At 76.6% G+C, this 19,601-nt stretch carries 12 protein-coding genes and 1 pseudogene; 12 read left to right on the top strand and 1 reads right to left on the bottom strand.

The features are described from left to right. Positions 1 to 347 precede the first annotated feature (347 nt). From fdhD to trpA, 12 genes and pseudogenes are all read left to right on the top strand, one after another. Positions 348 to 1,244 (top strand): formate dehydrogenase accessory sulfurtransferase FdhD, encoded by an 897-nt coding sequence (gene fdhD, locus E1B22_RS10950; RefSeq protein ID WP_135225678.1) that lies wholly within the window; start codon positions 348 to 350, stop codon positions 1,242 to 1,244. 75 nt (positions 1,245 to 1,319) lie between these two features. Next, a complete protein-coding gene (locus E1B22_RS10945) occupies positions 1,320 to 3,740 on the top strand; it encodes a molybdopterin-guanine dinucleotide biosynthesis protein MobB (RefSeq protein ID WP_135225677.1) in 2,421 nt (806 codons plus the stop codon). Between the two features lie 105 nt (positions 3,741 to 3,845). Then, the gene (locus E1B22_RS10940) at positions 3,846 to 6,197 is read left to right on the top strand and encodes an FdhF/YdeP family oxidoreductase (protein WP_135225676.1); all 2,352 of its coding nucleotides are present in this window, start codon (positions 3,846 to 3,848) and stop codon (positions 6,195 to 6,197) included. A gap of 334 nt (positions 6,198 to 6,531) precedes the next feature. Further along, positions 6,532 to 7,791: an OFA family MFS transporter gene (locus E1B22_RS10935; protein ID WP_135225675.1), complete on the top strand. Its 1,260-nt coding sequence runs from the start codon at positions 6,532 to 6,534 to the stop codon at positions 7,789 to 7,791. A 635-nt stretch (positions 7,792 to 8,426) separates the two neighbouring features. Next, on the top strand, positions 8,427 to 10,022 hold the full coding sequence (locus E1B22_RS10925) for a trypsin-like peptidase domain-containing protein (protein ID WP_243123380.1): 1,596 nt from the start codon (positions 8,427 to 8,429) through the stop codon (positions 10,020 to 10,022). 925 nt (positions 10,023 to 10,947) lie between these two features. Further along, complete coding sequence (locus E1B22_RS10920) at positions 10,948 to 12,666, top strand: anthranilate synthase component I family protein (protein ID WP_243123379.1); 1,719 nt, start codon at positions 10,948 to 10,950, stop codon at positions 12,664 to 12,666. Further along, positions 12,663 to 13,232: pseudogene (locus E1B22_RS10915) on the top strand (aminodeoxychorismate/anthranilate synthase component II); the annotation flags it as partial. The gene E1B22_RS10920 and the pseudogene E1B22_RS10915, both read left to right, overlap by 4 nt. 258 nt (positions 13,233 to 13,490) lie before the next feature. Then, positions 13,491 to 14,531: an anthranilate phosphoribosyltransferase gene (trpD, locus tag E1B22_RS10910; RefSeq protein ID WP_135226117.1), complete on the top strand. Its 1,041-nt coding sequence runs from the start codon at positions 13,491 to 13,493 to the stop codon at positions 14,529 to 14,531. After that, positions 14,528 to 15,451, top strand: a complete 924-nt coding sequence (locus E1B22_RS10905) for an indole-3-glycerol-phosphate synthase (RefSeq protein WP_135225674.1) — start codon at positions 14,528 to 14,530, stop codon at positions 15,449 to 15,451. The genes trpD and E1B22_RS10905 overlap by 4 nt, the downstream gene beginning before the upstream one ends. Continuing rightward, complete coding sequence (locus E1B22_RS10900; RefSeq protein WP_207669869.1) at positions 15,448 to 16,305, top strand: phosphoribosylanthranilate isomerase; 858 nt, start codon at positions 15,448 to 15,450, stop codon at positions 16,303 to 16,305. The genes E1B22_RS10905 and E1B22_RS10900 overlap by 4 nt, the downstream gene beginning before the upstream one ends. A 341-nt stretch (positions 16,306 to 16,646) precedes the next feature. Next, positions 16,647 to 18,008 (top strand): tryptophan synthase subunit beta, encoded by a 1,362-nt coding sequence (trpB, locus tag E1B22_RS10895; protein WP_243123377.1) that lies wholly within the window; start codon positions 16,647 to 16,649, stop codon positions 18,006 to 18,008. A 221-nt stretch (positions 18,009 to 18,229) separates the two neighbouring features. Then, positions 18,230 to 19,087, top strand: coding sequence for a tryptophan synthase subunit alpha (gene trpA / locus E1B22_RS10890; protein ID WP_243123376.1), 858 nt, complete (start codon positions 18,230 to 18,232; stop codon positions 19,085 to 19,087). Positions 19,088 to 19,163: 76 nt separating this feature from the next. Here trpA and E1B22_RS10885 read toward each other — a convergent pair whose 3' ends face one another. Continuing rightward, positions 19,164 to 19,529: a hypothetical protein gene (locus E1B22_RS10885; protein ID WP_135225673.1), complete on the bottom strand. Its 366-nt coding sequence runs from the start codon at positions 19,527 to 19,529 to the stop codon at positions 19,164 to 19,166. Positions 19,530 to 19,601: the final 72 nt, after the last annotated feature.

The raw sequence follows: 19,601 nt of genomic DNA, 5'->3' as shown, positions 1-19,601 counted from the left end.
AGGAAGCGGGCGCGGGCCGGCTCCGGACCAGGTCGCTCAGCGAGGGATCCGCCGGCTCGCGGAGGAAGGGGACGCGGACGGACCCCCGCTTCCCCTTGGTGGGAATGGTTCGGCTTGGTAAACTTGTGGTGAGGGCGCCGTTCGCATCACCCCCGGTGAGGCCCCGGAGAGGGACCGCCGCCGCGACGGGACCCGGGAGCGGAGGTCGCTGCCCCTGCAGCGGAGATCCGCCCGGCCCGTGGTGACGGGCGGCGGGGCGGCGGAGACGGCGGGCCGACGCGGGTGGCGGGTCCGGCTGCAGCGGGGCCGCCGGGGTGGCATTGGCGTGGCTGGGGGAGGGGAGTGCGGTGCAGGCGGTGCGGACCAGCACCGTCCGCCGGCGGGTGCAGCACTGGCAGCAGGGCCGCGCCCGCTGGGCCGACGACGTGCTGGTGACGGAAGAGCCGCTGGAGATCCGCTTGCGGCCCGCGGGACGGGACGAACCGGTCCGCGTGGCCGTCACCATGCGCACGCCGGGCCACGACTTCGAACTGGCCGGCGGGTTCCTCTTCACCGAAGGCCTTCTCGACGACCCCCATCAGATCGCGGCCATCAGCTACTGCACCGACCCCGACGTCGACGGCGAGCAGCAGTACAACATCGTCAACGTGTGGCTGCGGCCAGGCGTCCAGGTGGAACCTCGGACCCTGCAGCGCAACTTCTACACCACCTCGAGCTGCGGGGTGTGCGGCAAGGCGTCGCTGGAGGCGATCCACAGCCGGGGCGCGTGTGCCCTCCCCCAGCCGACGGGGCCGGTGCTGCGGCCGGAGGTCATCGCCTCGCTGGGGGAGACCCTGCGGCGTCAGCAGGCGCTGTTCGACCGCACCGGCGGCCTGCACGCCGCGGCCCTGTTCGACCTGGAGGGACGCCTGCTGGCGCTGCGGGAGGACGTGGGCCGCCACAACGCCACCGACAAGCTGATCGGCCACTTCTTCCTGCAGGGCCGGACCCCGCTGACGGACACGATCCTCATGGTCAGCGGGCGGGCCAGCTTCGAGATCGTGCAGAAGGCGGTGGTGGCCGGCATCCCCGTGGTGGTGGCCGTCTCGGCCCCGTCCAGCCTGGCCTGCGACGCCGCCCGGGAGTTCGGCCTGACCCTGATCGGCTTCGCCCGGGGGGATCGCTTCAACGTCTACACCGGGGCCGCACGGGTGGGCGACCCGGCGGCGGCCGCGGCGGCCGGGACGTCGGGATCGGGCGGGTAGCGGGTCAGCGCCTCGGGGACGGGGTTCGGCACGACGATCGTCACGGGCGGCGGCGGGAAGGCGGGGTCACGGGCCATGGTCTCGCTGGAACAGGCCTTCGCCACGCTGATCCAGGCGGCGGGCCCCCTGGGCACCGAACGGGTGCCGGTGGTCCGGGCGGCCGGTCGGGTGGCGGCCGTCGACGTGACGGCCCCGGGGCCCGTGCCCGCGGCGCCGCGCGTCATGATGGACGGCTACGCCTGCCGGGCCGCGGACCTCGCGGGGGCGGGACCCGGCCGGCCCGTGCGCCTGCGCCTGACGGGGCGGCGCTGGGCGGGATCGGCACGGGAGGCGGCCGATGCCGCCCCTGCGGGCGGGACGGGAGGGGTCGGGCCGCGGGAGCGGGAGGCCTGGCAGGTCAGCACGGGAGCCCTGCTGCCGCCCGGGGCCGACGTGGTGGTCCCCACGGAACGGGCCCGACGGGTCCGGGACGCCGCCGGGGAGTGGGTGGAGGTGGCGGTCCCCCTGCCCGCCGGGCGACACGTGGCGCCGCCGGGGGAAGACGTCCTGGCCGGCCAGCGGCTGGTGGCGGCGGGGGACCGGATCACCCCGCGGCGAGCGGGCCTGCTGGCGGCCGCCGGGATCGGCTGGGTGACCGTCTGGCGCCGTCCCCGCGTGCTCCTGCTCGCCACCGGGGACGAGCTGGTCCCTGCCGGCCGCGGATCGCCCGGGACGGACCCCGCGGCCGTCCCCAACAGCAACGCCCTGACGCTGGCCGCCGCCATCGCCTCCCTCGGGCTCGAGGTCGAGACGGGCGGCATCGTGCCGGACGAACCGGCCGCGCTGGCCGCGGCCCTGCGCCGGGCCGCGGCCAGCGGCGCCGACGTGGTGATCACCACCGGTGGCGTCTCGGTGGGCCCCCGGGACCGGGTGGCGCGCACGTGGCTCGACCTGGGCGCCCGCCGCCTGCTGGGGCGCATCGACGTCAAGCCGGGCGGCCCCTTCTTCGCGGGGCGGCTCGGCCCCGTGTGGGTGCTGGGCCTGCCCGGGAGCCCCGCCTCGTGCCTCGCCGCCTTCGAGGTCCTGGTGCGCCCCTTCCTCCTGCGGCTGGCGGGGCAGCGGACCATCGTGCGCCCGGCGGTCCGGGCCCGGCTGGCGGCGCCGTGGCCCAAGGCCGGGGACCGGCCGCGGCTGGTCTGGGCCCGCCTCGACCGCGCCGGGGGCGCCGTCGAACCCCTGGTCCCCTCCATGGGTCGCCTGGAGGCCGTGGCGCGCAGCGACGCGCTGCTGTACCACCCGGGCCGTGGCGCTGCGCCGCGGCCCGGCGAGGCGGTCTGGGCCCTCGACCTGGAGGCCTCCGAGGACCGGGCGTGGCCCGACTGGTTCGCCCCACCCGCGGTCCCGGCCGGGTGGGCACGCGAGGGCGCCGCGGTGCCGGGCTCCCGGGCCATGGGCGGGGGCGGGCCGGACCGACCCGGTGGGGACGGGGAACCGGACCCGGGGGAGGCGGCGAGGTCGCAACCGGGCGGGACAGCCGGGCCCGGGGAGGAAGGGTTGGGGCAGCCGGGCGCCGGCGCGCAGCCGGGTCCCGCTGACGCCGGGCGGCCGCCTGCCCCCAGGACCGGCGCACCGCGGCCCGGCCCGCCCGTCGTGGCGGTGACGGGCCGCTCGGGCAGCGGCAAGACCCAGGCCGCGGCCGGGCTCATCGCCCAGCTGGCTCGGCAGGGGGTGCGGGTGCTGGCCGTCAAGCATGCCGCCCACGGCTTCGACCTCGACCGGCGGGGCAGCGACAGCCAGCGCCTGGCCGAGGCGGGGGCGGTGGCGGTGGCCCTGATCGGCCCCGAGGAGTCGGCCCTGCGGCTCTTGCGGCCGGCGGGCGACGCCGACGGCGGATGGGGTCCGGACCCTGCCGGGCCCGTGCCGGCCCGGGTGAGGCCGGCGGGGGCCGGGCCGCCCCCACCGGCCAGCACCGGCACCGCACGGGACGGCGGCACCGCGGGGGGCGACGGCGAGGCCGCGGAGGGGATGGCGCACCCCCGTGCCGGCGCAGCCCGACCGCCGGCGTCCGGGCTGAACCCGGCGGTGCCTGCCCCCGGCTGTCCGCACCCGGGCGACGCCGGGGCCTCGCAGCCCGGCGCTCCCGGCAGCGGGGCCGGGACGGGCGGGATCGCCTGGACGGGCTGGGTGGATCGGCTCGTCGACGCCTGCCAGCACCTCCTCGGGGCCCGGCCCGACCTGGTCCTGGTGGAGGGCGGGGCGGGGGCTGGCTGGCCGGAGATCGTGGTGGGCGAGGCCAAGGTGCCGCCGCGCGGGGAGGTGGTCGCCCGACTGCGCCCGGGCTTCGGTCCCCGGGAGCTGGAGGCGGCGGCCGCCGCCCTGGCGCGCTGGCTCGCGGCCGGGCCCGGAGGGGGTGGGTCGCGGGGGGCCGAGCCGTTCCGCGAGGGGCCAAGGGGCGGCTGCGGCGAGGGGGGCGCGGACCGGGCGCCGCGGCCGAGGGCCACGGCGCCCAAGCCGTGACGGACGGAGGGAGAGCAGGCGTCCGAAGGCCCTCCGGCGGCCGACGCGGCCGCCGGAGGGCCGGAGCCGGAGGCGCGGAAGAGGCGCGGAAAGGGAGGGAGCGGCATGGCCGCCGAACTGCAGCGGTCGACCGATGGGGCCTCGGGTCCGGCCGCCGGGCCCGGTGGGGGCGCGGCGCCGCGGCGGCGCCGGTTCGACCCGCGGCACTGGGCGGGGCTGCGACCGTACGGCCTGGGCGAGCAGCGGCCCAACCACTACAAGGAGATCCTGAAGACCATCTGGGAGAACCGCGACCAGCTGGGCTACGCCTGGCGCATCCTGCGGGACGGCTGCTGCGACGGCTGCTCGCTGGGCACCACGGGGATGCGCGACTGGACCATCGACGGCATCCACCTGTGCACCATCCGCCTGAAGATGCTCCGGCTCAACACCATGCCGGCGGTGGACCCGCGGATCCTGGAAGACCCGGGTGCCCTGCGCCGCAAGACCAGCCGCGAGCTGCGGGAGCTGGGCCGGCTGCCCTATCCCATGGTCTGGCGCAAGGGCGAGCCGGGCTACCGCCGGGTCTCGTGGGACGAGGTCCTGGACCTGGTGGCGGAGCGCATCCGGGCGACGGTGGCCCGCGATCCCGATCGCCTGTTCTTCTACATGACCTCGCGGGGCATGCCCAACGAGGCCTACTTCGCCTTCCAGAAGGTGGCACGGTTCCTGGGCACCAACAACATCGACAACGCCGCCCGCATCTGCCACGCGCCCAGCACCTCGGCCCTGGCCAAGACCATCGGCTACGGCGCCACCACGGTGTCGTACAAGGACTGGATCGGCTGCGACCTGATCGTGTTGGTCGGGACGAACCTGGCCAACAACCAGCCCGTGACGACCAAGTACCTCTACGAGGCGAAGAAGGCCGGCACGCGGGTGGCCGTGGTCAACCCGTACAGGGAGGAGGGCCTGGAGCGCTACTGGGTCCCGTCCAGCGTGGAGAGCGCCCTCTTCGGCACCCGGATCATGGACGAGTTCTTCCAGATCAACCAGGGCGGCGACGTGGCCTTCTTCAACGGGGCGCTCAAGCACCTGATCGAGACGGACCGCCTCGATCACGCCTTCATCCGGGAGCACACCGCGGGCTTCGCGGAGCTGGCCGCCTTCCTGCGCGAGCTGTCGTGGGAGGAACTGGAGCGATCGGCCGGCGCGCCGGCGGCGGCGATGCGGCGGTTCGCCGAGCTCTACGCCTCCGCCCGCACCTCCATCACCGTCTGGAGCATGGGGGTGACCCAGCACCGGCACGGCACCCACAACGTGTTCGCCATCTCGAACCTCGCCCTGGCGCTGGGGCGCATCGGCAAGCCCCACTGCGGCCTGATGCCCATCCGCGGCCACTCGGGCGTCCAGGGCGGCGCGGAGATGGGGGCCGTGCCCAACACGTACGGCATGGGACGGCCGGTGGGCGATCAGGCGACGATGGCGGCGATGAAGGCCATCTGGGGCTTCGAGGTGCCGGCCAAGCCGGGCCTCACGGCGACCGCCGCCATCGACGCCATGTACCGCGGCGAGATCGACGTGCTCTACTCGGCCGGCGGCAACTTCCTCGAGACGCTGCCCGACCCGGCCTACGTGCGGGCGGCCCTGGAGCGGGTGCCGGTCAAGGTCTTCCAGGACATCGTGATCAACCCGATGATGCTGCTCGAGCCGGGGGAGCTGAACGTGATCCTGCCCGCGGCGACGCGGTACGAGACGCCGGGCGGCGTCACCCAGACCTCCACCGAGCGGCGGGTGATCTTCAGCCCGGAGATCCCCGGCCGGCGCATCGGCGAGGCGCGGCCCGAGTGGGAGATCCCCGTGCGCATCGCCGAGCGGGTCTTCCCCGAACGGGCGCACCTGATCCGCTACGAGAACACGCACCAGATCCGGGAGGACATCGCCCGGACCGTCCCCCTCTACGACAGCATCCAGCACCTCAGGCGGAAGGGCGACCAGTTCCAGTGGGGCGGGCCGCTGCTGTGCGCGGGGAACCGCTTCAACACCCCCGACGGCAAGGCTCACTTCGTGGTGGCGCCCCTGCCCGAGCAGGACGTGCCGGAGGGCAAGTTCCGCGTCAGCACCCGGCGGGGCAAGCAGTTCAACAGCATGGTGTGGGACGAGGTCGACCCGCTGACCGGGGCGGGCCGGGACGACGTCTTCATCGCGCGGGAGGACGCCGAGCGCCTGGGGCTCAAGGACGGCGATCCGGTGCTGCTGCGCTCCGACCACGGCGAGTACCGGGGTCGGGTGCGGATCAGCCGCATCCGGCCGGGGAACCTGCAGGTCCACTGGCCGGAGGGCAACGTGCTGATCCCCACGGGGGTGTGCGACCCGTACTGCGGCGAGCCCGACTACAATGCCATCTGCGAGCTCATCCCGCTGCGGGAGCAGGCGACCGTGGCCGAGCCGGCCCGCGGCGCGCCGGCGGCCCCGTGACGGGCCGCCGGCGCGGCGGCGGCCGGGGGCCCGGCGCCGCGGGTCCGGCGCAGGGCGGTGCGGTTCCGTGGCCTCTCCCGCACCACGTCGGTCGCCATCGGCTGGAGGGCCCGGGACCGGCTGCGGTTCCGGGGCGGGGTGGCGTTGGTGTTGCGACCGGGCGCGTCGACCCGGGGCCCCGCCGCGGAGCAAGTGGAGACCCGGTGGCGGTGGGCGCAGGCTCGGCACCTGCGGCCGCGGCGCCCGTGCCGGTGGACGGGGCCCGGCGCAGTGGGCCCGGGGCGGGTGGGGGCGCGGCCTTCGTCCCATGGGGGACGGGAGGGAGGGGTGTGCCATGGCGACGGCGGCGGACGAACGGGTGCCCAACCGCTGGGTCATGGTGGTGGCCGCCATCCTGATGCAGCTCTGCCTGGGCGCCGTATACGGATGGAGCGTCTACGTCCGACCGTTGATGGAGGCCTTCGGGTGGACCCGGTCCCAGGTGACCCTGGCCTTCACCCTGTCCATCGCCTTCCTCGGCGTGGGGACCATCATCGGCGGCCTGCTGATGGACCGGCGCGGGCCGCGGCTGGTGGCCACCGTGGCGGGCGTCGTCTACGGGTTGGGCTACACCCTGACCGGCACCGCCGACAGCCTGGGGGAGCTGTACCTCTGGTACGGGGTGGTCGGCGGCCTGGGCATGGGGATGGGCTACATCGTGCCGGTGGCGACCCTGGTCAAGTGGTTCCCCGACCTGCGCGGCTTGATCACCGGACTGGCGGTGGCCGGGTACGGCGCGGGGGCCCTGGTCATGAGCCCCTACGCCGCGGCGAGCCTCGAGGCGCGGGGCATCGCCCCGACCTTCTTCACCCTGGGCCTGGTGTACCTGGTGGTCGTGGTGGCGGCCGCCCAGTTCTTCCGCAACCCGCCCGAGGGATGGGCGCCGCCGGGCTGGCAGCCCTCGGCGCGGCAGCAGGCCGCCCGGGCGTCCCGCGACTTCACCGTGCAGGAGGCGCTGCGCACCTGGCAGTTCTGGGTGCTGTTCGTCATCCTCTTCCTCAACGTCTCGGCCGGCATCATGATCATCTCCCAGGCGTCCCCCATGGGGCAGGAGATCGTCGGCATGACGGAGACGCAGGCGGCGGCCGTCGTGGTCGGGACGATCTCGATCTTCAACGCCCTGGGCCGGATGTTCTGGGCGGCGCTCTCGGACTACATCGGTCGGCGGGCCGTGTTCCTCACCATGTTCGCGCTGCAGGCGGCGCTGTTCGCGCTCCTGCCCTCCCTCGAGACGCCCTGGCTCTTCGTCGCCGCCACCGCGCTGATCGCCCTCTGCTACGGCGGCGGCTTCGGCACGATGCCGTCTTGGAGCGCCGACTACTTCGGTCCGCGGTACGCGGGCAGCATCTACGGCATCATGCTGCTCGCGTGGGGTCTCGGCGCCATCCCGAGTCCGCTGATGATCGCCCGGGTGCGGGAGGTGACGGGTACCTACACCACCGCCCTGTACGTGATCGCCGTCACGATGCTGGTGGCGCTGCTGCTGCCGCTGGTGGCGCGACCGCCCGCCGCGGCGCGGCGGGCGGCGGGCACGGCGGCCGCGTCGGGGGACTGACGCCCGCGCCGCCCGCGCCGGGGGTCCGTGCGAGCGGGGGCGGCCCGGCCGTGCCGGGCCGCCCCCGCCGTCTGTCGCGCGGATCCCGGGCGGTGTCCCCGGGCGCCGTCGACCGACGGCCGTCGGCCGGGCTCCCGCTCGGCGGCCGCCAGCCGTCGACGGCAGGAGTTTACAGAACGTTTACAGGATCGCGACGCCTTCGTCACAGGCAACGAACCCCGCGGGGTTACAATGGACCCGGTATGGGACACGGCGCGAGGGCGTGGATGCCGACGCCGACGGCCGGGACCGCCGCGTCCCGGCCCCAGGGCGCCGGGCGCGGGGAGCGGCCGCGACGGCGGCCGGCGACTTCGCCCCGCCCGCGCCCCCACCGCGGATCGCCGACGCGAGGCGGATGGTGGAAGGGGTCGAAGGCCATGGGCAAGGACGACCGCATCGATGCGTCCGGTGGCGCCGGACCCTCCGCGGGCACTGAACCCTCCGCAGGCTCGGAGCCTTCCGCTGGCCTCGGGCCCTCGGCACGCCCTGGGCCCTCCGGGGACCCGCCCGGCGGACCCGCGGGGAGGGAGGGCCGATGGGATCGGGTCGCCCCGCGCCCGCGCCCCGCGTCCGACGGTCCGGACGGCGGGTGGGTGGTGTTCGAGCCCGAGCCCGGCAGCGTGCGCGGGTTCGCCCTCCATGACGATCTCCATGACGATCCCGCGCCGGTCCCCGGCGGCGACGCCATCGGCGGGGGCGTCGTCCGCGCGGCCTCCGCGAAGGGGGCCCACGCCCCTGCGGGCCGCGGCGGCGCCGGCCCGCTGCGGATGGCGGCCGGTGAGGGTCCCGCGGGAGGGGGGACCCCGTGGGCTCCACCGGCTTCACCGGACGCGGGCGCCGAGCCCGAGGGGCCCACTGGCGCCGCCGGCGCCGGTCACCACGGCGGGGCTGCCGGTGGCGGCCCGGGGGGCGACGGACCGGGCGGGTACGGGCAGGACGGCGGCTACGGGGCCGCGTCCCCGGGCGGGCCCGCCGGCCCCGCGGGGCGACATGCGTGGTGGTCGCGGCTCGCCACGGCGCTCTTGGGAGGGCTGCTGGGTGGCGGACTGGTCCTCTATGCGGTGACGGCGGGTCCCCTGGCGGTGGCGCCGGACCGCGGCGTGGGGACCGGCGGCTCGCCGACGGGGACGGGGAGGGAGGCCGCGGAGGCACCGCCCAGCGCCTCGCCGCCCATCGCGGCCGGCGGCACCGTGGTGGACTTCTCCGCGGTCTACGAGCGGGTCGCCCCCTCCGTCGTCCGCGTGGTGCGCACGGCCCGGGGCATCAACCCCTGGCTTGGCATCGTGGAGGAGGAGAGCTCGGGGTCGGGGGTCGTGATCGACGAGCAGGGCCACGTGGTCACGAACTTCCACGTGGTGGAAGGTGCCTCCCAGCTCCTCGTCGTCCTCGACGACGGCACCCAGGTCGAGGCGCGCCTGGTGGCCCAGGACCCGAGCCACGACCTGGCGCTGTTGCAGGCGGACCTTCCCCCCGACCGGGTGCGACCAGCGCGGCTGGGCGATTCCGACGCCCTCAAGGTGGGCGAGCCGGTCATGGCGGTGGGCTACCCCTTCGGGCTGCCGAAGACGGCGACGACGGGCGTCATCAGCGGGCTGCACCGCAATTACCTGGAGGCGCCCAACGGCCGCATCATCCGCGAGGTGATCCAGACCGACGCGCCCATCAACCCCGGCAACTCCGGGGGAGCGCTGGTCAACGCCCGCGGCGAGGTGATCGGCATCAACACGGCGATCCTGTCGACCTCGCCGTCGCCCGGCTCCATCGGCATCGGCTTCGCGGTGCCGATCAACATCCTGAAGCGCGAGATGGACCTGTTCCTGGCCGGCGGGACGGTCCAGCACCCCTGGCTCGGCATCGGCGGCCTGGCCGTCGACCCCGACAGCCACCGCCAGCGCGGCCTGGCGGTCGACCACGGCGTGCAGGTGGTGGAGGTGGTGCCCGGCGGGCCGGCCGACCGGGCGGGGCTGCAGCCGGCGCGGTACGTTCGGGTGAACGGCGCGCTGGTCCCCATGGGCGGCGACGTCATCGTCGCCGTCGACGGACAGCCGGTGCGGGACGTCCCGGAACTGGTGGGATACCTCGACCAGAAGCGGGTGGGCGATCGGGTCACCCTCCACATCAACCGCGACGGCCGGGACCTGCAGGTGCCGGTGGTGTTGGGGGCGTTCCCCGACGAGCGGCGCGGTCCGTGAAGCCGGTGCACGGCAGGGCCGGGGAAGCGGCGCGATCCGCCGCCCGCCTGGTGGTCGCGGCCGGATTCGCGTTCGCCGCTCTGCCGTCATGCCCCGGGCAGGCGGTGCGAACTGCGGCCCCCTCGGCGGCCGCCGCGGGAGCAGCGTCCGACGCCCCGGCGTCATGGCGCGGGGCGGCGGGCGATCCGCCGCCCGCTTCGCGGCGGCGGCCTGGGGTGCGGTTCGGCGGGCTCGCTGGTCGAAGCCCCGCCCCGCGAGCCCCCGGCCCCGCGAGCCCCCGCCCCGTTGACAGCGGTCGCATGCCGGCTTAGAATCCGTGGCAACAGCCCAACGCGGGAAAGGCGATGCGCGGGACGAGTAGGCGTGTACCGGCGGCCAGCGAGCCGGCGGCCCGGTTCGTCCGGGAGGGTGCGAGGCCGGTCCGCCAGAGGGCACGCTGAATGGACCCGCAAGCCGCAGGCCGAACGCCGTCCTCCGTCCGTCCCCCGGCCAGGGGGCCCCAAGAGGGCTCCCACCCCGCGGGGGAGCCGACGGGGATCCCCGGTCCCGGGTCCAGCGGCGCGGATCCCGGGTCCAGCCGGGTCGAGGGAATCCCCAACCGATCGGGCGGGGTCGCGGGGCGCCCGGAGGGGACGGTGCGACGGCCAGTAGGCCCTGCCGGAGCCCCCACCGTGATCCGGGGGAGGGTATCGGCCTTGCGCCCGTACCCGAACGAGTGAGGCCCACCGGCCTAAGTCGGGTGGCACCGCGGAAGTCCCCCTTTCGCCCCGAAGGCGAAGGGGTTTTTTGTTTGCGGCGGTGGGCCTAATTGGGGTGGCACCGCGGAACGGCGCCTTCCGTCCCCGGACGGAAGGCGCCGTGCGCTTCTTGCGGACGGTCCCACCCCGCCGCTGGCGGTGACGGAAGCCGAAGGGAGGCGGTCGCCATGCAGGGCGTCCTCGGTGCCATGGTCGTCGAGCTGGCCCTGGACCAGGAGACCCCCGTGACCCTGTTCCGGCGGCTGGCCGGCGACGGCCCCGGCTTCATCCTGGAGAGCCTCGGTGGCGGCGAGCGCTCCGGGCGGTTCTCCTACGTGGGGGCGATGCCGCTCCGGGAGCTGATCTGCACCGGAGCGGGCTCGGCCGTCTACCACCGGGACGAACCCGGCTCGGCGGTGGTGGACGTGGTGCCGGGCCCCGCCGACCCGTTCGCCGCCCTGCGCCGGTTCGTCCCCCGCCGGTCGCTGCGGGTGGGGCCCCGGTTCGCGGGCGGAGCGGTGGGGTACGTGGCCTACGATGCGGTGCGCTTCCTCGAGCGCCTGCCGGGTCGCCCGCCGGCGGAGCCGCTGTTGCCCGTGGCCCGGTTCATGGAGTGCGCCCTGCTGGCCGCCCTGGACCACCGGACCCACCGGCTGCGGCTGATCGCGCCGCTGCTGCCCGCGGCAGGCGATCCCCGCCGGGCCGCGTCGCGCCGGCTGGAGGCGGCCCTGCAACGGCTCGCCGAGCCCCTGCCGCCGCGGTCGCCCCTGCTGCTGGGGGAGGCCGGCGGCGGGGCCGGGGCCGGCGGCGGGTTCGGCGCGCGGCTGGCGGTGCGCAGCAACGTGGACCGGGACGCCTTCCTGGCCGCCGTCCGCCAGGCCCAGGCGTACATCCGCGCCGGCGACGTCTTCCAGGTGGTGCTGTCCCGGCGCCTGGAGTTCCCCTGGCCGGGCGGCCCGGGCGCTCCGTCGGACCTCGACCTCTACCGCGCCCTGCGGGTGGTCTCGCCGTCCCCCTACATGTTCTTCCTGCGGTTCGACCGGGAGACCACGCTGCTCGGGGCATCGCCCGAGCTGCTGGTCCGGGTCGAGGGGCGGCGCGCCCTGACGCGGCCGCTGGCCGGGACCCGCCGCCGGGGGGCCACCGAGGCCGAGGATCGCGAGCTCGAGCGGGAGCTGGTGGCGGACCCGAAGGAGCGGGCGGAGCACACCATGCTGGTCGACCTCGGCCGCAACGACCTGGGGCGGGTGTGCCGGCCGGGCACCGTGCGGGTGGAGCGCCTGATGTACGTCGAGCGCTACTCCCACGTGATGCACATGGCCTCGGACGTCACCGGCGAACTGGCGGAGGGCCGCGACGCGGTGGATGCCCTGGCCGCCTGCTTCCCGGCCGGGACCCTGACCGGCGCGCCCAAGGTGCGGGCGATGGAGATCATCGACGAGCTGGAGCCCGTGGCGCGGGGACCGTACGGCGGCGCCGTGGGCTACCTGGGCTACGACGGCGACCTGGACATGTGCATCGCCATCCGCACCCTGGTCCTGCACCGCGGGCGGGGCCTGTTGCAGGTGGGCGCAGGCGTGGTGGCCGGCTCCCGGCCCGAGGCGGAGTGGGCGGAGACCGAGGCCAAGGCGCGGGCGGGCCTGCGCGCCCTGGAGGTGGCGCTGACGGGCCTGGCCGCCGCGCCGGCAGCCAGCGCGTGCGCGGCCGGCGGGGCCGGCGCCGAGGCCATCGCCCCGGATCCCATCGCGACGCCGGGCGATGCCTGGGCGGCCCAGGTGGTGGAGCTGGGGGCGGGGACGCACGAGGGACGCGCAAGCCGGGCGCCGCAGCCGGGCGGGGCCGCGCCCGCGGCCGCGGCGGGTCCGGCCCGGGCAGGGGCTTCCGGCGAGAGGGGGCGGACGGTGTGAAGGGACCCGGCGAGGGCCTGCGGGTGCTGGTGATCGACAACTACGACTCCTTCACCTACAACCTCGTCCAGCTCCTGGCCGAGCTGGGTGCGGAGGTCGAGGTCTTCCGCAACGACGCCATCGACGCCACCGGGGTCGAGGACCGCGATCCCGACGCCGTGGTGCTGTCCCCGGGCCCCTGCACCCCCGCGGGGGCGGGCTGCTCGGTGGAGGTCGTGCGGCGGCTGGACCCGGGACGGCCCCTGCTGGGCGTCTGCCTGGGCCACCAGGCCATCGCCGCCGCCCTGGGGGCCCGGGTGGTGCGGGGGCCCGAGCCCGTGCACGGCATGGCCTGGACGGTCTACCACGACGGGACGGGGGTGTTGGCCGGCCTCCCCTCGCCGCTGGAGGCGGGCCGGTACCACTCCCTGGTGGTGGAACGGGCCTCCCTGCCGCCCGAGCTCGAGATCTGCGCCTGGACCGAGGACGGGCTGATCATGGGGATCCGCCACCGAAAGCGCCCGCTCTTCGGGCTGCAGTTCCACCCCGAGTCGGTGCTCACGCCCCTCGGGCGGCCCATCCTGGCGAGGTTCCTCAGCCTGGCCCGGGCGGTGCGGCTTGAGCGGCCGCGCCGCCGCGGAGGGCCGGGCACGCCGCCACGAGCCAAGGAGGGGATGCCCATGGAGACCATGCCGTCGGTCGGCGAGGCCACGGGGCCGGGGTCGGCGCCGCCGGGTCCCCCGGGCGGACCGCTGCCGGGTTCCGCAGGCGGACCGCCGCCGGCCTCCCCGGGCGGCCAGGCCGGGTCGGCTGCACCCGCGCCGTCGGCGCCCGCCCGCAACGCCTTGCAGGCGGCCCTGGCCAAGGTCCTTGCCGGGCGCGACCTGACCGCGGCCGAGGCCGAGGCCGCCATGGACGTCATCATGTCCGGTGCGGCGACGCCCGCCCAGGTGGCCGGCTACCTGGTCGCGTTGCGCATGAAGGGGGAGACCCCGGCGGAGATCGCCGGGTCGGCCCGCGCCATGCGGCGGCATGCCACGCCCGTCCGCACCCGCCGCCAGGGGGTCATGGACACCTGCGGCACCGGCGGGGACGGCCGGCACACCTTCAACATCTCCACGGTGGCCGCCGTCGTCGTCGCAGCGGCCGGCGTGCCCGTCGCCAAGCACGGCAACCGCTCCGTCTCCAGCCGCTGCGGCAGCGCCGACGTGCTGGAGGCCCTGGGGGTGCGGCTCGACCTCGACGCCGCGGCCCTGGGACGGTGCCTGGACGAGGTGGGCATCGCCTTCCTCTTCGCGCCGCGCCTGCACGGGGCCATGCGCCACGCCGCCGGGCCGCGGCGGGAGCTGGGGGTGCGGACCATCTTCAACCTGCTCGGTCCCCTGACGAACCCGGCCGGCGCCCGCTACCAGCTGCTCGGGGTCTACGCCGCGGAACTGGTGGAGCCGGTGGCGCGGGTGCTGGTGGACCTCGGCGTGGAGCGGGCCCTGGTGGTCCACGGGGCCCCCGGCCTGGACGAGATGTCCGTCTGCGGCCCGACGGTGGTGGCCCGGGTGGAAGGCGGCTCGGTGACCCTGGGACGGGTCGAGCCGGCCGACGCCGGCCTGCCGGTCTACCCGCTGGAGGCCATCGCCGGCGGGGACCCCGCGCACAACGCCGCCATCGCCCGCCAGGTCCTGGAGGGACGGCCCGGCGCCTACCGGGATGCGGTGTTGCTCAACGCCGCCGGGGCGCTGCTGGCGGCCGGCCGGGTGGCGGACCTGCGGGAGGGGGTGGCGGTGGCGGCCCGCACCATCGACAGCGGGGCGGCCCTGGCCAAGCTGCAGGCATGGGTGCGGCGGACGCACGAGCTGGCGCCGGAGGCGGCGGGGGAGGTGGCAGGATGACCGGGCGGGCCCACGGGTCGCTGCGGACGGGAGCCGCCGGCGCGGCCGGAGCGGCGGCGGGAGGCGCCGGACGGATCGGCGCGGGTGCCCACGGGGCGGGCCGGCTGGCGGCCATCGTCGCCAGCGTGCAGCGGCGCCTGGCCGAGCGCCAGGCCCGCCGGCCGGAGGCGGCGCTGGAGCGGGCCGTGGAGCAGGTCCTGGCCCGCGAGCCGCGGCGCAGCCTGACGGCGGTGTTGCGGGGCGGGCGCCGCCGGCCCACGCCGCCGGTCATCGCCGAGATCAAGCGGGCCTCCCCCGCCGCCGGGCGGCTGGCCCCCGCCGGCGGGGGCCGGTTCGACCCGGTGCGCCAGGCGCGGGCCTACGTGGCCGGCGGCGCGGTGGCCCTGAGCGTCGTGACCGAGCCCGACCACTTCCACGGCGACGCGGCGGACCTGGGCCGGGTGCGGCCGCTGGGGCGGCCGGTGCTGCAGAAGGACTTCGTCCTCAGCCGATACCAGCTCCTGGAGGCCGTGTTGGCGGGGGCGGACGCGGTGCTGCTGATCGCCCGCATCGTGCCGCCCCGGGAGCTGGGGCGGCTGGTGCGGTCGGCCGAGGAGCTAGGCCTCGAGCCGCTGGTGGAGGTCAACGACCGCCGGGACGTGGAGGCGGCCCTGGCCGCCGGGGCGCGGCTGATCGGCGTCAACCACCGCGACCTGGACACCTTCGCCATCGATCCCGGCCGGTTCGCCGCCCTGGCGCCCCTGCTGCCCCCGGAGGTGGTGCGGGTGGCGGCCAGCGGCATCGGCACCCCGCAGCGGGCCCGGGAGCTCCATGCCCTCGGCGCCGATGCGGTCCTGGTCGGGGAGGCGCTGATGCGCAGCGGCGACCCCGCCCGCTGGTTGCGCGAACTGGCGGCGGCCGGAGGGGGTGCGGCGCGGTGACGCCGCCGGGAGAGGGCACGCCCGGCTGCCCCGCGGGCGCGGGCCCCGTGTGGATCAAGATCTGCGGCATCCGCGACGCCGAGGCCGCGTTCGCGGCGGTCGAGGCGGGTGCCGATGCCCTCGGCTTCGTCTTCGCGCCGAGTCCCCGGCGGGTCGACCCCGACGGCGCGGCGCGGATCGTCGCGGCGGTGCGCGGCAGGGTGGCGAGGGGAGACGGGGATGGGGGCGCGCGGGCTCCGGCGAGCGTGGGCGTGTTCGTCGACGCGCCGGTGACCGAGATGGTGGCCGTCGCGCGCCACGTCGGCCTCACCCACATCCAGCTGCACGGGGATGAGCCGGAGTCGGTGGTGGCGGCCTTGCAGGAACGGGGGTTTGGCGTCATCCGGGCCGTGCCCGTCCCGCGGCCAGGGGTCGCGGACCATGCCGTCGCCGCGCCGCTTCCGGCCCTCGCCCTGACCACCCGCGCCGACCGGGTCCTGGTGGACGCCGCCGCGCCCGGCCGCCGCGGCGGGACGGGACGGCTCGCCAACTGGGCGGCAGCGGCGCGCCTCGCCCGCCGCCGTCCGGTGATCCTGGCCGGGGGCCTCGATCCGGGCAACGTCGCCGAGGCGATCCGCGTCGTACGGCCCTGGGGGGTCGACGTCTCCAGCGGCGTCGAGCGGGCCCGGGGCCTCAAGGATCCCGAGCGCATCGCCCGCTTCGTCGCGGCGGCGCGGGCGGCGGCGCCCCGGACGGGGGGAGGCGTCGCGGCGGGATCGGGGGCACCCCGGGACGGATCGCTTGCCGGCGGGGTCGGGGCGGGTCCGCGGGCGCGAGGCGGGGATGCCTGCGTCCCCCCGCCCGCGGGCGGGTGAGCGCGTGGGGGCCCCGCGGGACGTCGCTCCGCGGGGTGCGGCGGGAGGCAGGCGAGGTCGGCGAACCGCGAGCCGCGGTACCTCCGGCGCATCGACCAGCGCATCGACCGGCGCATCGACCCATTGGCCCGGCGCACCTGGCGTGTCGCTGGCGCGTCCCCGGGCCGAGGAACCGGATGCCGCGGGATGCCAGGCGCATCGACGGGGGCGCGCCGGGGCCCGGGCGGTGGACGGGGCGCGCGGCGCCAAGCGACGGGATCCGGCGGCGGGCCGGACGCACGCCGCGGCGGCCGGCCGGGCGTTGACGCCGCGGCGGTCCGACAGGGAGCGAGGGAGAGGCCATGGCGAGGCAAGACGTGGAGACGCGGAGGCGGTCGCCGGTGGGCCAGGCGGCGAGGACGGTCCCCGGCGGCCCGGGAGCGCAGGGAGGCGGTGCGCCCACTGGCGCCGCCGTCCCCGACGCGCGGGGCTACTTCGGCCCCTTCGGGGGCCGGTTCGTCCCGGAGACGGTGATCCCGGCCCTCGAGGAGCTGGCGCAGGCCTACGAGGAGGCGATGGCCGATCCCGCCTTCCGCGCGGAGCTGGACGGGTATCTGCGCGAGTTCTGCGGCCGGCCCACCCCCCTGTACCGGGCGGATCGGCTGGCGGCGGCCTGCGGCAACCCGCACGTCCGCGTCTACCTCAAGCGGGAGGACCTCAACCACACCGGCGCCCACAAGATCAACAACGCCCTGGGCCAGGCGCTGCTGGCCCGGCGCATGGGCAAGCGGCGGGTGATCGCCGAGACGGGGGCCGGGCAGCACGGCGTGGCCACGGCCACCGCGGCGGCGGTGCTGGGCCTGGAGTGCGAGGTCTTCATGGGCGCGGAGGACATGCGGCGGCAACGGCTCAACGTCTACCGCATGGAGCTCCTCGGCGCCCGGGTGCGGGCGGTGACGGCCGGGACCGGCACGCTGAAGGACGCCACCAACGAGGCGATCCGCCACTGGGTGACCCACGTGCGCACGACCCATTACATCATCGGCTCGGTGGTGGGTCCCCACCCCTACCCGCGCATGGTCCGGGACTTCCAGGCGGTGATCGGCCGGGAGGCGCGGGCCCAGGTCCTGGAGCGGGAGGGCCGCCTGCCCGACGTGCTGGTGGCGTGCGTGGGCGGGGGCAGCAACGCCATGGGCCTGTTCCATCCCTTCGTGGACGATGCGACGGTGGCCATGATCGGCGTCGAGGCGGCGGGCGAGGGCCTGAGCAGCGGGCGCCACGCCGCCTCGCTGACGGCGGGCCGGCCGGGGATCCTGCACGGCGCCCTGAGCTACCTGCTGCAGGACGAGGACGGGCAGGTGCAGCCGGCCCACTCGGTCTCCGCCGGTCTCGACTATCCCGGCGTGGGGCCCGAGCACGCCTACCTCAAGACGACCGGCCGGGCGCGGTACGAGGCGGTGACGGACAAGGAGGCGCTGGCGGCCTTCGAGCTGCTATGCCGGACCGAGGGGATCGTCCCGGCCCTGGAGAGCGCCCACGCCATCGCCTACCTGCGGCGGCTGCTGCCCGAGCTGCCGGCCGGCAGCGTGGTGGTGGTGTGCCTGTCGGGGCGAGGCGACAAGGACGTGGCCGAGGTGGCGCGGCTGCGGGGCCGCGCGGCCGACCCCGAGCCCGCGGGGCCCCCGGCGCCCACGGCGCCTACGGGAAGGGAGGAAGGCCGGTGAACCCAGCAAATCCCTGGCCACCCACAGCCATCGGAGCATCCGGGAGAGCCGCCGGCGCCCCCGCCGGGGTTGGGGGCGCCAGCCCCGGAGCACCAAGGTCCTTGCGCCCCGAGGCCCCTGCCGGAGCAGCCACCCCCCCGGCAGGGGACGCCGACGCGGTCGCCGGCGGCGCCGGGGCAGCCGGTACGGCGCCTGCCTCCTCCGCGTCCACCGGTGCCGGGGTGGCCGAGCCCAACAACCGCCTCGACCATGCCCTGGCCCGGGCCCGGGCCGAGGGCCGGGCCGCCCTGATCGTGTACGTCACCGCGGGGCACCCGGACCTTCACGCCACGCGCCGGCTGGTCCCCGCCCTGTTCGCGGCCGGCGCCGACGTGGTCGAGCTGGGCATGCCCTTTTCCGATCCCCTGGCCGACGGCCCCACCATCCAGCGGTCGACCCAGCATGCCCTGGCGCAGGGGGTCCGGCTCCCGGACGTCCTGGACCTGGTGCGGGGCCTGCGGACGGACGGGGTGGCAGGTGCCGTGGTGTTGTTGGGCTATGCCAATCCCTTGCTGGCCCGCGGCCTGCTGGACGAACCGGCCCCCCTGGCGGCGGCGGGCTTCGACGGCGTCATCGTCCCCGACCTGCCGCTGGTGGAACGAGGGCCGGTGGAGGCGGCGTTTCGGGCGGCCGGCCTCCACCTGATCCCCATGGTGGCGCCGACCAGCTCGCCCCAGCACGTGCGCCGGGCCGTCGCAGGCCGGGGTGGGTTCGTCTACTGCGTCTCGGTGACGGGCGTCACCGGTGCGCGGAAGGACCTGCCCGCGGAGCTCCCCAGGTGGCTGGACCGCGTCCGGGCGGCGGGGCAGCGGCCGGTGGCCGTCGGCTTCGGCGTCTCGGGACCGGACCAGGTCCGGGCGCTGGCCGCCCACGCCGACGGGGTCATCGTGGGCTCGGCGCTGGTGGAGCGCATCGAGGAGGCGGTGCGGATCGCCGATCCGGACGCACCCGACGGGGACCACCGCACCCGCGCCGTGGTGGACGCGGCGACCGCCTTCATCGCAACCCTGCGGCGGGCCGTCGCCGGCCACCGCGCCTGAGCCGGGTGGCGCCGCGCCGGCGGGCCGGTGCTGCGTCCGCGGCCGGTGACCCGGCGGCGGGTGCTCCGGATCGCGGTCAACCCTGGCCGTCCCCCTTCGGCTCGATGACCGCCGTCTCCCAGGCCTCCGGGTCTTCGATCAGCGCCTGGGCCACCCGGTGGAGGACGTGGCCCAGCTCCGTCCAGCGGTCGGCGGCGTTCTTCCCCAAAGGAAAGACGGAGGCGTTGCCCTCGCGGTCCCAGCTCACCAGCACCGACGCCGTGTCGCCCCCGGGGACCGTCGGCAGGGCGTAGCCGGCGCCCCGCAAGAGCGAGAGCACGATGCCGAACCAGAGGGTGGCGCTGACGGGCCGCAGGGTCCCCTGGGTGGGGGCGCGGGCGGCACCGGGGATGTACCCGTAGTGCCAGGTGGTGCTCGCCGGGTCGAACATCAGCACGTGCACGGGACGCACCTCCCGGCGCCCCACCGTCACCGGTGGGCGCGCGTGGGCTCGGCCCCCCGTTGGGGCGCCGGT

Source organism: Thermaerobacter sp. FW80 (assembly GCF_004634385.1).
In the GTDB taxonomy this organism is placed as follows: domain Bacteria; phylum Bacillota; class Sulfobacillia; order Thermaerobacterales; family Thermaerobacteraceae; genus Thermaerobacter; species Thermaerobacter composti.
The sequence above is the reverse complement of the archived record's forward strand: the minus strand, read 5'-3'. Positions and strand labels throughout refer to the sequence as shown.